The 14,711-nt window shown below is 66.3% G+C and carries 16 protein-coding genes; 10 read left to right on the top strand and 6 right to left on the bottom strand.

The features are described 5' to 3' along the window. Window position 1: 1 nt before the first annotated feature. From LVJ59_RS00605 to rpsA, 3 genes are all read right to left on the bottom strand, one after another. Complete coding sequence (locus tag LVJ59_RS00605) at window positions 2-1,042, bottom strand: aliphatic sulfonate ABC transporter substrate-binding protein (RefSeq protein WP_232761653.1); 1,041 nt, start codon at window positions 1,040-1,042, stop codon at window positions 2-4. Further along, window positions 1,039-1,887: an ABC transporter ATP-binding protein gene (locus tag LVJ59_RS00600; protein WP_232761652.1), complete on the bottom strand. Its 849-nt coding sequence runs from the start codon at window positions 1,885-1,887 to the stop codon at window positions 1,039-1,041. Before LVJ59_RS00600 ends, LVJ59_RS00605 begins: the two co-directional genes overlap by 4 nt. A gap of 144 nt (window positions 1,888-2,031) precedes the next feature. Then, entirely contained in the window at window positions 2,032-3,486 is a 1,455-nt protein-coding gene (gene rpsA, locus LVJ59_RS00595; RefSeq protein ID WP_047524042.1) for a 30S ribosomal protein S1, read from the bottom strand. Between the two features lie 290 nt (window positions 3,487-3,776). Between rpsA and LVJ59_RS00590 the strand changes: the two genes are divergently transcribed. The 3 genes from LVJ59_RS00590 to LVJ59_RS00580 all read left to right on the top strand — a co-directional run bounded on the left by LVJ59_RS00590 (window position 3,777) and on the right by LVJ59_RS00580 (window position 6,024). Continuing rightward, window positions 3,777-4,277, top strand: coding sequence for a hypothetical protein (locus LVJ59_RS00590; protein WP_232761651.1), 501 nt, complete (start codon window positions 3,777-3,779; stop codon window positions 4,275-4,277). 248 nt (window positions 4,278-4,525) lie between these two features. Beyond that, window positions 4,526-5,026: a hypothetical protein gene (locus LVJ59_RS00585; RefSeq protein ID WP_232761650.1), complete on the top strand. Its 501-nt coding sequence runs from the start codon at window positions 4,526-4,528 to the stop codon at window positions 5,024-5,026. A 59-nt stretch (window positions 5,027-5,085) separates the two neighbouring features. Continuing rightward, on the top strand, window positions 5,086-6,024 hold the full coding sequence (locus LVJ59_RS00580) for a 5'-3' exonuclease (RefSeq protein WP_232761649.1): 939 nt from the start codon (window positions 5,086-5,088) through the stop codon (window positions 6,022-6,024). Between the two features lie 21 nt (window positions 6,025-6,045). Here LVJ59_RS00580 and LVJ59_RS00575 read toward each other — a convergent pair whose 3' ends face one another. Beyond that, window positions 6,046-7,032 carry a PHP domain-containing protein gene (locus LVJ59_RS00575; protein WP_232761648.1) on the bottom strand — a complete coding sequence of 329 codons (987 nt, stop codon included), beginning with the start codon at window positions 7,030-7,032 and terminating at the stop codon, window positions 6,046-6,048. A gap of 2 nt (window positions 7,033-7,034) precedes the next feature. Then, window positions 7,035-8,105: an anthranilate phosphoribosyltransferase gene (trpD, locus tag LVJ59_RS00570; protein WP_232761647.1), complete on the bottom strand. Its 1,071-nt coding sequence runs from the start codon at window positions 8,103-8,105 to the stop codon at window positions 7,035-7,037. Between the two features lie 287 nt (window positions 8,106-8,392). Here trpD and LVJ59_RS00565 point away from each other — a divergent pair, with 287 nt between their 5' ends. The 7 genes from LVJ59_RS00565 (at window position 8,393) to LVJ59_RS00535 (ending at window position 14,210) form a co-directional block, all read left to right on the top strand. Next, window positions 8,393-8,950, top strand: coding sequence for a heme-copper oxidase subunit III (locus LVJ59_RS00565; protein WP_226533298.1), 558 nt, complete (start codon window positions 8,393-8,395; stop codon window positions 8,948-8,950). Between the two features lie 20 nt (window positions 8,951-8,970). After that, complete coding sequence (locus LVJ59_RS00560; RefSeq protein WP_047524047.1) at window positions 8,971-9,771, top strand: c-type cytochrome; 801 nt, start codon at window positions 8,971-8,973, stop codon at window positions 9,769-9,771. Window positions 9,772-9,807: 36 nt separating this feature from the next. Continuing rightward, window positions 9,808-10,884, top strand: a complete 1,077-nt coding sequence (locus tag LVJ59_RS00555; RefSeq protein ID WP_134351499.1) for a ubiquinol-cytochrome c reductase iron-sulfur subunit — start codon at window positions 9,808-9,810, stop codon at window positions 10,882-10,884. Further along, window positions 10,881-12,695, top strand: a complete 1,815-nt coding sequence (locus LVJ59_RS00550) for a ubiquinol-cytochrome c reductase cytochrome b subunit (protein ID WP_232761646.1) — start codon at window positions 10,881-10,883, stop codon at window positions 12,693-12,695. The genes LVJ59_RS00555 and LVJ59_RS00550 overlap by 4 nt, the downstream gene beginning before the upstream one ends. Before the next feature lie 80 nt (window positions 12,696-12,775). Further along, window positions 12,776-13,183, top strand: a complete 408-nt coding sequence (locus tag LVJ59_RS00545; RefSeq protein ID WP_232761645.1) for a RidA family protein — start codon at window positions 12,776-12,778, stop codon at window positions 13,181-13,183. Window positions 13,184-13,185: 2 nt separating this feature from the next. Then, on the top strand, window positions 13,186-13,701 hold the full coding sequence (locus LVJ59_RS00540) for a GNAT family N-acetyltransferase (RefSeq protein ID WP_232761644.1): 516 nt from the start codon (window positions 13,186-13,188) through the stop codon (window positions 13,699-13,701). A gap of 89 nt (window positions 13,702-13,790) precedes the next feature. Further along, window positions 13,791-14,210, top strand: coding sequence for a rhodanese-like domain-containing protein (locus LVJ59_RS00535; protein ID WP_232761643.1), 420 nt, complete (start codon window positions 13,791-13,793; stop codon window positions 14,208-14,210). A gap of 66 nt (window positions 14,211-14,276) precedes the next feature. Here LVJ59_RS00535 and LVJ59_RS00530 read toward each other — a convergent pair whose 3' ends face one another. Further along, window positions 14,277-14,711: a cytochrome c oxidase subunit 4 gene (locus LVJ59_RS00530; protein ID WP_047524053.1), complete on the bottom strand. Its 435-nt coding sequence runs from the start codon at window positions 14,709-14,711 to the stop codon at window positions 14,277-14,279.

Genomic DNA, 14,711 nt, shown 5'->3' with positions numbered 1-14,711 from the left:
GTCACTCGCCGCCGACCGCCTTCTTCGCGAATGTGTCGTTCACGATGGATGCCAGTGCCTTGTCGACGGACTCCTTGCCGCCCTGGACGTCGCCGGATTCGACGAGCACGGGAGCGATCTTCTCGAGCACCGCGATCTGGTCGTCGCCCGGGATCCCGCTGACGTCGAGGTTCGAACGCTCCTGGATCACCGTCGTCGCGACCTCGGAATCGATACCTGCGACCTCGGCGAGCAGCGCCGCGGTCTCCTCGGGGTGCTCGAGCGCCCACTCGCGCGCCTCCTCGTAGGCGTCCACGACGGCCTGCGCGAGGTCGGGGTGGTTGGTGAGGAAGTCCTCGGTGGCGTTGAGGAAGCCGTAGGTGTTGAAGTCCACGTTCCGGTAGATCAGCTTGTCCCCCGACTCGACCTCGGCCGCGGCCATGATCGGGTCGAGTCCGGCCCATGCGTCCACCGAGCCGCCGTCGAGCGCGGCCCTGCCGTCGGCGTGCTGCAGGTTCTGCACTTCGACGTCGGAGAGAGACAGCCCACCCTCTTCGAGCGCCTGCAGCAGGAAGAAGTATGGGTCCGTGCCCTTCGTGGCCGCAATCGAGGCGCCCTTGAGGTCTTCGATCGAAGCGATGTCGCTGTCCGGGCCGACGACGATGGCCGACCATTCCGGCTGCGAGTAGATGTCGATGACCTGGATCGGAGAACCGTTGGCACGCGCGAGCAACGCAGCCGATCCGGCTGTCGAGCCGACATCCACCGACCCCGAACGAAGCAACTCGTTGGCCTTGTTCGAGCCGGCCGACTGCACCCACTCGACGTCGACGTCGTCCCCGAGGATGTCTTCGAGAAGCCCCTGGTCGCGGACGACGAGGCTGAGCGGGTTGTATGTCGCGAAGTCGACGGACAGCGTGTCGGACGACCACTCCGTGGACCCCGAGGTGCTCCCGGTGTCGGATGCGGTGGCGTTCTCACCGGCGACGCAGCCGGTCGCGACGAGCATCATCGTCCCGGCGACCGCGATCGCAGGGATGATTCGGCGGGTGGTGATGCTCATCTGGACTCCTCGGTGATGCGGTGGTGGGTGTCGACGCCGAGGCCTTCGAGAAGCTCGGCGCGCAGGTCGGCGAGTCCGCGATCGGCGCGGTCGCGAGGACGGATACCCGGCACGAGGATCGTGCGCGAGATGGACGGCTCGTCGACGTCTGCACCGCTCAGCGTTCGCAGCAACAGCACTCGGTCGGCGAGATAGAGGGCCTCTTCGACGTCGTGCGTGACGAGGAGGACGGTGGTGGGCTCGGCCGCATGGATCTTGAGGAGCAGATCGTGCATGCGCAGGCGCGTCAGAGCGTCGAGCGCGCCGAAGGGCTCGTCGAGCAGCAGCACACCAGGGTTCCGGGCGAGAGCGCGGGCGAGCGAGGCACGCTGGGCCATTCCGCCGGAGACTTCGCGCGGACGCTGATCGGCGGCCTGTTCGAGGCCCACCAGGTGCAGTAGCTCCCGCACGCGCTCACGTCCGGCACGACGGGCCGTTCCCCGGGGCAGGCCGAGTTCGACGTTCTGGGCGATCGTGCGCCACGGCAGCAACCGGGGCTCCTGGAAGGCGATGGCGGTGCGCTCGTCGACATCGGTGACGCCGACGGCATCGAGGCGGATGTTGCCACGGGTCGGGGTGTCCAGCCCGCCGACGAGGCGCAGGAGCGTCGACTTGCCGCAGCCGGACGGACCGACCACCGCGAGGATCTCGCCGGCGCTGATGTCGAGGTCGATCCCCCGGAGCACGTCGCGTCGCCCGTGCGGCAGCGGGAAGGAGCGTTCCACGCCGTCGAGCCGCACGCTCTGCGCCGACCCGGCCGCGGTCGATGCGTCGGCGAGGCGCGGCGAGGGCAACAGCGTGGTCATACCCTCATGCTGGCCGACGGGCTCCGATGTTACGAATGGGGCCGTAATGTTCCGTCACGCAAGACGTGGAGGGAACAGCGGGTACGCGAAACGGGCCGCCGCACCCGCCCGAAGGCGAGGCGACGACCCGTTTCAGAGACGTGCTTAAGCGTTGCCGCCCGAGAGCTTCTCGCGCAGAGCCGCGAGAGCCTCGTCGTCCGCCAGGGTGCCGGCGCCGGCAACCTCGGTGGCGAAGGCCTGGCCACCGAAGTCTTCTCCGGCTGCGGCCTCGGCCTCGGCCGCCTTGACGACCTGAGCCTTGTGCGCTTCCCAGCGAGCCTGGGCTGCAGCGTACTCCTGCTCCCATGCCTCGCGCTGGGCGTCGAAGCCTTCCTTCCACGCACCGGTCTCGGCGTCGAAGCCCTCCGGGTACTTGTACTCGCCGTTCTCGTCGTACTCGGCGAGCATGCCGTACAGAGCCGGGTCGAACTCGGTGCCGTTGGGGTCGACCGACTCGTTGGCCTGCTTCAGCGACAGCGAGATGCGACGACGCTCGAGGTCGATGTCGATGACCTTGACGAAGACCTCTTCGCCGACGGAGACGACCTGCTCAGCCAGTTCGACGTGCTTGCTGGAGAGCTCGGAGATGTGGACGAGGCCCTCGATGCCGTCTGCGACGCGAACGAACGCACCGAACGGAACGAGCTTCGTGACCTTACCCGGCGTGACCTGACCGATCGCGTGGGTGCGGGCGAAGACCTGCCACGGGTCCTCCTGCGTCGCCTTCAGCGACAGGGAGACGCGCTCGCGGTCGAGGTCGACCTCGAGGATCTCGACGGTGACCTCCTGGCCGACCTCGACGACCTCGGAGGCGTGCTCGATGTGCTTCCAGGACAGCTCGGAGACGTGCACGAGGCCGTCCACGCCACCCAGGTCGACGAACGCACCGAAGTTGACGATCGACGAGACGACACCCTTGCGGACCTGACCCTTGTGCAGGTTGTTCAGGAACGTGGTGCGCGACTCCGACTGCGTCTGCTCGAGCAGCGCGCGGCGGCTCAGGACGACATTGTTGCGGTTCTTGTCGAGCTCGAGGATCTTCGCCTCGATCTCCTGGCCGAGGTACGGCGTGAGGTCGCGGACGCGACGCAGCTCGATGAGCGAAGCCGGGAGGAAGCCACGGAGGCCGATGTCGACGATGAGTCCACCCTTGACGACCTCGATGACCGTACCGGTGACGACGCCGTCGTTCTCCTTGATCTTCTCGACGTCTCCCCATGCACGCTCGTACTGAGCACGCTTCTTGGAGAGGATCAGGCGGCCTTCCTTGTCCTCCTTCTGGAGGACGAGTGCCTCGACCAGATCGCCGACAGCGACGACCTCGTTGGGGTCGACGTCGTGCTTGATCGAGAGCTCGCGCGAGGGGATGACACCCTCGGTCTTGTAGCCGACATCGAGGAGGACCTCATCGCGGTCGATCTTGACGATCGTGCCTTCGATGATGTCGCCGTCGTTGAAGAACTTCAGGGTCTTCTCGACCGCGGCCAGGAAGTCCTCAGCAGATCCGATGTCGTTGATGGCGACCTGCTTGGTGGCCGGGGCGGTCGTTGCGGTAGTCATGTAGTGGGTTGTCCTTGTTGAATGGAGACTCGGGCTGAGAGTCAACGACCGCGCACGGCCGACAGCATGCTTCTCAGCAGTTGGATTTTGGTTTTCTCGTCACGAGGGCATGCGCATGCACGCCACGAGTGACGGTTAAGGCTATCAGAAGTTAGCGCACCGCAGGAGTCGGATCCGAACGCCCTCCCTGTGGATAACTCGAACCGGCCGAGCCCCATTCCTCCTACGGTGGCGGGGTGACACCGGCTACTCCCCTGACCCCCGCCCTTCCGCCGCGACTTGCGATCCTCGTGGCCGCCGTCGCGCTGCTCGTGGGGTGCGCCCCCGACCCCGTGCCGACCCCGACCCCGACCGCCGCCTTCGCGTCCGAGGAAGACGCGTTCGCCGCCGCCGAGGCCACCTACCGCGCGTACAACGACGCGTTGAATCAGGTCGACTTCGCGAAACCTAAGACTTTCGAGCCGGTGTACTCGTTACTCTCGGAGACCGCCGCGGACTCCACCAGGAAGGCGTTCAGCGAGTTTCATGCCGAGGGCATTCGGAAGGCCGGTGCTACGCACTACGACTCGTTCATCGGCGTCTCGGCAGATCCGCACAACGGAGTCGTCAAAGCGGAAGTTTGCACTGACGTAAGCGATGTCGAAGTCACCAACGCTTCAGGCACATCGATAGTGTCGGTGGATCGCCCGCCCCGTCAGTCCATAAGCGTGCGCTTCGTTGCGGGCCCGGGTGGCGACAGCCTGACGATTTCCGAACTGGAATCCTCCGAGGATGACCGATGCGTGCGTTGATCCTCGTGATCGCCTTGTGGATCCCAACTGCAGCGATCTCACTCCCCGCAGCCAGTTCATGCAACGCTGCCGTCTCAATGGTTTCAGGTTGCGCTCAGAACGACGGGAGCCAGTTGACGATCTCAGCCACCGAAACGGAGAAGTCTCCGGACGGCGCTTCCCCCGGTTCACCAGACACCCCCGACGCACCGCGGCCGTGTGTTCCCGATCCAGTCCGGACCACGAGTTGTGGGATCTCGGCGGAGCGCGTGACGAACGACGACGGCGCGCCGCTCACGATCACCGATGTCGCGCAGTTCGCGCCCGCGCCCGTGACGACAGTGGGCGAGCCCGGCAACGTGGGCGTCGCAGGGCTGCCGATGAACTTCGTGGCTTCGGCATCGGCGCAGACTCGCAGCGGCACTCTCCTGGGCCGACCGGTCAGCGTGCGGTTCTCCCCCGCTCGTTTCGTCTTCTCCTATGGGGATGGGAGCACGGCGACCACAGCAGGCGGTGGCCAGACGTGGACCGCACTCGGGCAGGCGCCGTTCACTCCGACGCCGACGAGCCATACCTATCGCACACGCGGAACCTTCCTCACCCACGTCACGGCGTACTACACGGCAGAGGTCGATATCGGTGGAGGCTGGTTCCCGGTGGTCGGCGAACTCGCCATCGAGGGTTCCGCGCAGCGGATCCGAATCTACGAGGCCGACACCGCTCTCGTCGCTCGTACCTGTGCCGAACGACCCCGCGCCACGGGATGTTGAGCGCCAGGACAGTCCGCTCTCCGCACCCTGCGTCGGAACGCCGTGCCAGACTGTCGTTCGTGACCGATCGACTGATGCTGCTCGACACCGCCAGCCTCTATTTCCGCGCGTTCTACGGCGTCCCCGACAAGGTGACGGCACCGGACGGCTCCCCGATCAATGCTGCTCGCGGTCTCCTCGACATCATCGCCAAGCTCGTCACCCTTTACGAGCCCACGCACGTGATCGCCTGCTGGGACGACGACTGGCGACCGCAGTGGCGTGTCGACCTCATCCCCACCTACAAAACCCACCGTGTCGTGGAGGTGGTCGCCAGCGGCCCCGATGTCGAAGAGGTACCCGACCCCCTCGAAGCGCAGATCCCCCTCATCCGCGAGACTCTGGCGGCCATCGGCATTCCCATCATCGGTGTCGCCGAGCACGAGGCCGACGATGTGATCGGCACCCTCGCCACGAAGGCCACGATGCCCGTCGACATCGTCACCGGCGACCGTGACCTGTTCCAGCTCGTGGACGATGCACGCGACGTCCGCGTCATCTACACCGCCCGCGGAATGAGCAACCTCGAGGTCGTGACCGACGCCACCGTCGTCGCGAAGTACGGGGTACTCCCTTCGCAGTACGCCGACTTCGCGACCATGCGCGGCGATGCTTCGGACGGCCTGCCCGGAGTCGCTGGCGTGGGTGAGAAGACCGCGGCCACCCTGTTGCAGACGCACGCAGACCTGGAGGGTATCCGTGCCGCGGCGAAAGCGGGCGAAGGGGTGAGCGCCGGAGTACGGGCGAAGCTGCTCGCCGCGTCCGACTATCTCGACGTCGCCCCGACGGTGGTCGCGGTCGCGACGTCGCTGCCGATCACGGTCCCCGACGTCCCCCTGCGCGTGCTCGACCCCGCGGAGGCGGATGCCGCAACGGCTCTCGCCGAGAAATGGAACCTCGGCGGCTCGATGACGCGTGCCCTCACTGCCGTGTCGAACGCCGCCCTCGCCGCAGACTGACGGCCGGGGTTCGACGGCGAATCACTCCGCCCAGGCGAGCAGCCGCTCGAGACCCCAGGTCGTGACGATCCGCGCTGACGGGACGCCGGCGCGCTCTGCACGTTCTGCTCCGTGGTCGAGCAGCGAGAGCTGGCCGGGCGCGTGCGCATCCGAATCGATCGAGAACAGGCATCCCTCAGCGAGAGCGATCGCGATCAGATCGTCCGGCGGATCCTGCCGCTCCGGTCGCGAGTTGATCTCGACCGCCACGCCGTTCTCCGCGCAGGCGGCGAAAACGGCCTGGGCATCGAACGTCGACGGAGGGCGCGTTCCTCGGTCGCCCTGCACGAGGCGTCCGGTGCAGTGCCCGAGCACGTTGACCCGAGGGTGCGCGACCGCGGCGATCATGCGTGCGGTCATCGCCCGCGCATCCATGCGCAGTTTGGAATGAACCGACGCCACGACGATGTCCAGCTCGGCGAGCAGACCGTCCTCCTGATCGAGGCCCCCGTCTTCCAGGATGTCGACCTCGATGCCCGCGAGCAGGGTGAAGCCGTCACCGGATTCCGCGCGGACCAGCGGCATCTGCTCCCGAAGGCGGTCGGCCGACAGTCCCCGAGCGACCCGGAGGCGCGGCGAATGATCGGTGATCGCCTGGTACTCATGTCCGAGCGACCTGGCAGCGGCAGCCATCACCGAGATCGGTGTGGTCCCGTCAGACCAGTCGGTGTGCGCATGCAGGTCGCCGCGGAGCTTCCCGCGGAGCTCCGACATGCGCTCGGGCTCGACATCACCGCGCAACTCGACGAGGTAGTCGGGGACCTGCCCGGCCTGCGCCTGACGAATCACCGCGAAGGTGGACTCGCCGATACCTTTGGCTGCACGCAGCCGCGTGGGATCGCGCTGAACGTCGTCGGGCAGATCCCGCAGCGTCGCAGCTGCCTGTCGGAAGGCCTTCGCGCGGTACCGCGACGCACGCTCACGCTCCAGCAGGGAGGCGATCTCGAGCAGCGCGTCGACGGGATCCACGGTCACTCCTTCGGTGACGACAGCTCGCGACTCACACCGATCCACTGGTCGAGCTTCGCGAGCGCGCGCCCATCGTCGATCGCTGCCGACGCCTTCTCGTAGCCCTCGCGCAGTCGCTCCAGAATCGGGCGCTGCACCTGACCTGCATCCTGAGACAGCTCGAAGGCCACGATGCCGGCAGCGGCATTCAACAGCACGATGTCGCGCACCGCGCCGGGCTCCCCCGCCAGCGTGCGCCGGAGCACCTCCGCGTTGTGCTGGGGCGAGCCACCGATCAGATCGGCGAGATCGGCGATCGGGATGCCGAGGTCGCGCGGGTCGAGGTCATGCTCGTGGATGTCGCCGCGCGTGACCTCCCAGATCCGGCTGTGCCCGGTCGTGGTGAGTTCGTCGAGGCCGTCGTCCCCACGGAAGACGAGCGCTGTGGCGCCGCGGGTCCGGAAGACACCGGTGATGAGAGGAACGCGCTCGATCTGCGCGACACCTACGGCATTGGCTTCGGCACGTGCGGGATTGCAGAGCGGCCCGAGCATGTTGAAGACGGTGGGGACACCCAGCTCGGCGCGCACGGCGCCCGCGTGCTTGAAACCGGGGTGGAATGCGCCCGCCCACGCGAACGTGATGCCGGTGCGGTCGAGGATGGTCGCGACGGCCGCCGGATCGAGGGAGAGCTCGAGTCCCAGCGCCCCGAGGACGTCGGACGAACCCGAAGCCGAGCTTGCGGCCCGATTCCCGTGCTTGACCACCGGAACGCCAGTCGCACCGATGACGATCGCCGCCGTGGTCGACACGTTCACCGTGCCGACGCGGTCGCCGCCCGTTCCCACGATGTCGAGCACATCCGGCGACACCGGCAGCGGAACGGCCGCCTCGAGGATCGCATCACGGAAGCCGACGATCTCGTCGATCGTCTCGCCCTTCGCCCGCAACGCGATGAGGAAACCTGCGAGCTGGGCTTCGCTGACGTCTCCCCGCATGATCTGGCGCATGGCCCATGTGGACTCCCAGACGCTGAGATCGCGACGCTCCAGCAGAGAAGTGAGCACGTCGGACCAGGTCAGCGAATCAGCCATGTGTGCGATCCTATCGGCGCGGAGAAAACATGCAGATCCTTCGCATCGGAGCTCCGATCCGCGGCCGACCGCTGTTTCCCGCGGATTCACCAGGTATTCGCAGGGTTTTCTTAGGGTCCCCTAAGTCGCAGACGGGTGAATCGAAGGCCGCTGGTGCAAGAATCACGCCCGAGATCGGCCATAATGGAGGGGTGACGACCTCAGCGACGTATGCCCCGGCGGCGAGAACGATTAAGCGGCCCAACCCGGTAGCTGTCGGCACCATTGTGTGGCTCGGCAGTGAGGTGATGTTCTTCGCGGGACTCTTCGCGATCTACTTCACCCTCCGCAGCACCTCACCGGAGCTGTGGGCTGACCGGACCGAGCTGCTGAACGTCCCGTTCGCCGCAGTGAACACTGCGATCCTGGTCCTGTCCTCCTTCACGTGCCAGATGGGCGTGTTCGCGGCAGAAGACCTGCAGCCCTACAAGATCGGCAAGGGGCAGAAGAACGGCGCCGGCCGCCGTCGTCTGTTCGGCTGGGGAATGGTCGAGTGGTTCTTCCTCACCTTCGCCCTCGGCGCGATCTTCGTGTCCGGCCAGGTCTGGGAGTACGCGCAGCTGGTCGCTGAAGGCATGCCGATCGGTGCCGACTCCTACGCCTCGGCGTTCTACCTGACGACCGGCTTCCACGCCCTGCACGTCACCGGTGGGCTCGTCGCGTTCCTGCTCGTCATCGGCCGCGCCTACGCCGTCAAGAACTTCCGGCACAAGGAGGCGACCTCCTCGATCGTGGTGTCCTACTACTGGCACTTCGTCGACGTCGTCTGGATCGTGCTGTTCCTCGTTATCTACTTCCTGAAATAAGAGCGGAGCTGATCCCCGAGATGGCACGAGAGAAGAAGCGCCGTTCCAGCGGTCGTCGCAGCCCTTTGGCGGCGGCCGCGCTCATCGGAGCAGGCCTCATGATCACCGGCGCGGTCTATGCCGGTGCAACCGCCGCATTCGCAGCGTCCGACACGCAGGCTGCGACGACCCAGCTGACCGTCGAAGACGGCGAGAAGCTGTTCACGGCGAACTGCGCCACCTGCCACGGTCTCGACCTGCAGGGAACCGCCAACGGCCCCAGCCTCTACGGCGTGGGCGAGCTGGCGACCGAGTTCCAGCTGTCGACCGGTCGCATGCCTCTGCAGATGCAAGGACCGCAGGCGCCGCAGAAGGAGCCGCAGTTCACCGAAGAGCAGATCCTCGCGATCTCCTCGTTCGTGCAGTCCACGGCCCCCGGCCCGACCTTCCCGGACGAGCGCATCCTCGACGGGGAAGGCGACGTCTCGCACGGAGCCGAGTTGTTCCGCGTGAACTGCGCCATGTGCCACAACGTGGCCGCAGCCGGTGGCGCACTCACCGAGGGCAAGTACGCCCCCGCCCTGACCGAGACCAGTGCCCTGCACATCTACGCGGCCATGGTCACCGGCCCGCAGAACATGCCGGTCTTCGGTGACATGAACCTGTCGGACGAGGACAAGCGCGACATCATCTCGGCTCTGCTCTTCCAGCAGCAGTCCGTGCAGGTCGGCGGCTTCTCGCTCGGCTCTCTCGGGCCGGTCTCCGAGGGACTGTTCGTGTGGATCTTCGGTATCGGCGCGCTCGTCGCCGCCACCGTGTGGATCACGGCGAAGTCCAACTGACGCTTATTCATCGAAGAGGAACGTACGAGGAGCACCATGGCACACGACGACGACTCGCAGGCTCTTGACAGGGCCTACCAGCCCTCTCCGGGGCTGGGTGTCGCAGTCAGCGATCCCGTGCAGAACCCCGGGCTTCCGCCGCATCGCGAGCGGATGACCGATAAGGACCCGCGCGCTGAGAAGGCCGCTGTCCGCACTGTCTACACGCTGTTCTACCTTTCGCTCGCGGGAAGCATCTGGGCGGTCGCCGCTTACATGCTGTTCCCGATCGAGAGCGGCGCGCTCATCGACATCCGGCAGAACAACCTCTTCATCGGTCTCGGGATCGCTCTCGCGCTCCTGGCCCTCGGAATCGGTGCGATCCACTGGTCCAAGGCGCTCATGTCCGACAAGGAGTTCATCGAGCACCGTCACCCCACGCGCGGCAAGGACTCGACGCGCGAGGCTGCGATCAAGGCCTTCTCCGACGCGAACGAGGAGTCGGGCTTCGGGCGCCGCTCCATGATCCGCAACTCCCTGTTCGCCGCGATCGTCGCCTCGATCATCCCCGGAGTCACGCTGTTCCGTGGCCTCGCACCGCACTCCACGCCTGACGACCCCATCGCCGGTGACCCGGTCGCACTCCTCAAGCACACGATGTGGGAAGAGGGCAGCCGCCTCGTCCGCGACCCCGACGGCACCCCGATCCGCGCTGCGGACGTGACCCTCGGATCCGCGTTCCACGTGATCCCCGAAGAGCTCGCCACGCTCAGTCACCACGACGGCTACCTCGAGGAGAAGGCGAAGGCCATCGTCCTCATGATGCGCCTGCGTCCCGAGCAGCTGATCGAAGCTGAGGACCGCAAGGACTGGTCGTACGACGGCATCGTCGCCTACTCCAAGGTCTGCACGCACGTCGGCTGCCCCGTGGCCCTCTACGAGCAGCAGACCCATCACCTCCTGTGCCCGTGCCACCAGTCGCAGTTCGACGTCACGGACCACGCCAAGGTCATCTTCGGCCCTGCGGCACGTCCGCTGCCGCAGCTGCCCATCACCGTCGATGACGAGGGCTACCTGGTCGCACGCAGCGACTTCAAGGAACCCGTCGGCCCGAGCTTCTGGGAGCGCCATTGAGCACCGCAACGCTGTCCAAAGACGACAACGACACCAAGGCGCCCCTCGGCGGTCGCTTCGTCGGTGCCGCGTCGAACTACATCGATGAGCGCACCAGCATCTCCGGTTTCGTCAAGGAACTCGGACGGAAGATCTTCCCCGACCACTGGTCGTTCATGCTCGGCGAGATCGCGCTGTGGAGCTTCGTCGTCGTGTTCCTCTCCGGAACCTTCCTGACGTTCTTCTTCGACGCGTCGATGGTCGAGACCCACTACACCGGCGCCTACGCCCCGATGCGTGGGATTGAGATGTCGGCGGCTCTCGAATCGTCGCTGCACATCTCCTTCGATCTGCGAGGCGGCCTCCTGGTCCGTCAGATCCACCACTGGGCCGCTCTGGTGTTCATCGCCGGAATCGGCGTGCACATGCTCCGCGTGTTCTTCACCGGCGCATTCCGCAAGCCGCGCGAGCTCAACTGGGTCATCGGTTTCGTCCTGTTCATCCTCGCGATGGCAGAGGGCTTCACCGGCTACTCGCTCCCCGACGACCTGCTCTCGGGTAACGGCCTCCGCATCATCGACGGCATGATCAAGGGTCTCCCCCTGATCGGCACGTGGACCTCGTTCCTCCTCTTCGGTGGCGAGTTCCCGGGAACCGACATCGTCGGACGTCTGTACACCCTGCACATCCTGTTGCTCCCGATGCTGGTCATCGCGCTGATCGTCGTGCACCTGATGCTGATGATCGTCAACAAGCACACGCAGTTCGCCGGCCCCGGCCGCACGAACGACAACGTCGTGGGCTACCCGATGATGCCGGTGTACATGTCGAAGATGGGCGGCTACCTGTTCATCGTGTTCGGCACCATCGTGCTGATCGCGACGTTCTTCCAGATCAACCCGATCTGGAACTACGGCCCCTACGACCCGTCGCCCGTCTCCGCTGGTACCCAGCCCGACTGGTACATCGGATTCGCCGACGGCGCGCTGCGCCTGGCTCCGTCGAACTGGGACATCGTGTTCCTCAACCACACGTGGTCGTTCGGGATCATCGCCCCTGTCCTCGTACTCGGTCTGTTCATCGTGATCGTCGCGATCTATCCCTTCCTCGAGGCATGGGTCACCGGAGACAAGCGCGAGCACCACATCGCTCAGCGTCCCCGCAACGCGGCGACGCGTACGGCGATCGGTGCCGCCGGCGTCATCTTCTACGCGGTCCTGTGGGCAGCGGCTTCGTCCGACCTCATCGCGACGCACTTCATGCTCACGATGGAAGGCGTGATCCACACGCTGCAGGCGCTCCTGTTCCTCGGCCCGATCCTCGGATACTTCGTCACCAAGCGCATCTGCATCGCGCTGCAGAAGAAGGATCGTGAGATCGTCCTGCACGGATACGAGTCCGGACGCATCGTCCGCCTCCCCGGTGGTGAGTTCATCGAGGTGCACCAGCCCGTCGACAAGTACGACCGCTGGAAGCTCATCGACGTCGACAACTACGAGCCCCTCGTGGTTCGCCCGAACGCCAAGGGCCGCATCCCGTGGACGGAGAACCTCCGTTCCTCGATCTCCCGCTGGTTCTTCGAGGACCGTATCGCTCCGCTCACGCAGGCCGAGGTCGAGGCAGCCGACGCCCATCAGCATCACGTCACGGCTCACAACGAAGAGACCGAGGCCGCAGAGATCCAGGGCGCCCACGAGCGCGCCGGCTTCCCTGACGCCCCGCTCACCGTCGATGAGACGCACGTCGATGAGACGCCGAACACCCCCAGCACGGTGATCGCCACCGAGCCGGTGAAGAAGCCTCGGAAGAAGAAGTCGGAGGACGGCGAGTAGTCGCCACTCCCCCATCGAAGAAGGCCCCGCTCACACGAACGGGGCCTTCTTCGTCATCTGCCCGATGAGAGGATCGAACCATGTCATCCGTCGTCCGCCTGATCCGTGCCGACAACCTCGCGGAAACGCCTTACGCCTACGCTGCCACCGCGCCGGCCGGATCTCGCCTCATCTTCCTCGCCGGCGCGTGCCCGCTCAACGATGACGGCTCGACCGTTGCGCCCGGAGACTACGCGGCCCAGGCGGCACGCTGCGTCGAGACGCTCAAGGGCGCACTGGATGTGGCGGGCGCCGACCTGACCGACGTGATCAGCACGCGGGTGCTCGTGGCGTCCACCTCGCAAGCAGACCTCGTCACGGCGTGGGATGTGGTCCATGCCGCGTTCGGCGCGCACGATGTGCCCAGCACCCTGCTGGGCGTGACGGTCCTCGGCTATGACCACCAGCTCGTGGAGATCGAGGCGATCGCCGCCGTCGCGGACGCGTGATCATGGAGGTCTTGATCCGCGAGGCACGTCGGGCCGATGAGGCAGCCACGGAGCGCATCGAGGTAGCCGCGGACGTCCTGCTGGTCGAGAGGTTCGGTGCCGTCGATTGGCCGCCGCCCACGCCCCCGCACGAGCGTGCCACGGCGCCAGGGTTCGTGCTCGTGGCCGACCACGGCGGCGATGAGGCCTCGTCGCCGGGCCTCATCGGCTTCGCGCATGTTCTGGAAATCGAGGGAGGCACCCACCTCGAGCAGCTCTCGGTGCTTCCGGAGTTCGGGCGACGCGGTATCGGACGCCGACTGCTGGCGGCTGCGATGGCGGAGGCCCGACGCCGTGGCAGCTCGAGGATGACGCTTCGCACATATGCGGATGTCCCCTGGAATACGCCGTTCTACGCGTCCTGCGGTTTCGCCGTCACGACGCCGGACACTCCTCTGCTGCGCAGCCTGGTCCAGGTCGAGGAGGAGCTCGGTCTCCTGCGCCACGGGCCCCGCGTGCAGATGACGGTACGCCTCTGACCGCGGCGGCGATATCGCTGACTGTTTTCGCACGCCGATCGGCAGGAACACGAAGGACGCCGCGGAGCTCGGCGAAATAGGCTGGGCACATGATCGACCGTGCCGACTACTACGCCGCCAAACTCGCTTACGAGACCGACGCCAGTGATGTCCATGCCGCCCGTCAGGCTCAGAGCGACATCGTCGTGATCGATGTACGGTCCGAAGAGGCATGGGCACAGGGGCGCGTGGCCGGTGCGATCCATATGCACTACGGCGAGATCGCGGCGAGAGCACCGCGTGAGATCTCCCCCGACGCCGAGGTCGTGGTGTACTGCTGGAGCCCCGGCTGCAACGCCGGTGCCAAGGGCGCACTCGAGTTCTCCCGACTGGGCTACAAAGTGCGTGAGATGATCGGCGGCTTTGAGTACTGGGTGCGCGAAGGCTATCCGGTCGAAGACGCCGACGGGACGCACCGACGTCCGGTCGACCCACTGACCGGGATCGCACGCATCCGAACCCGCGCCTGATCGCCTCGCGCTGAACATGAAGAAGGCCCCCGGAAGGATCCGGGGGCCTTCTCGACGTCAGTCGCGTCAGCGAGCGAAGTTGCCGCGGTAGTACTCGTACACCCAGCCGACGATCGCGACGACGAAGATCGCGAGGCCGATCGGGAGCAGGAAGTGCCCCACAGCCAGGCCGACGACGAAGACTCCCGCAGAAGCGGCGAGCACAATCGGCCACCAGGACCACGGGCTGAACTCGCCGAGCTCGGGGTCACCGTCGTCGATGTCCGCGGTGAGGATGTCTTCGGGGAGCTCACCGCTCTGCGCCTTGTGCGTGCGGTCCAGGTAGAACGCGATCATCGCGGCCATGAACGCCGAGAAGAACAGAGCGACCGTACCGACCCACTCGATCCGCATGGCGAAGTTGTCCGCCGGCGTGGCCAGGATGTGCCAGCCGGTGTAGATGACACCGACGAGGGCGAAGAACGCCGTCAGGATCCACCAGAGAATGACATTGTCGCGCAT

Origin of the sequence: Microbacterium sp. KKR3/1, assembly GCF_021272365.1 — a bacterium.
Classification (GTDB): Bacteria; Actinomycetota; Actinomycetes; order Actinomycetales; family Microbacteriaceae; genus Microbacterium; species Microbacterium aurugineum.
This window is presented reverse-complemented; position numbering and strand designations above follow the sequence as displayed.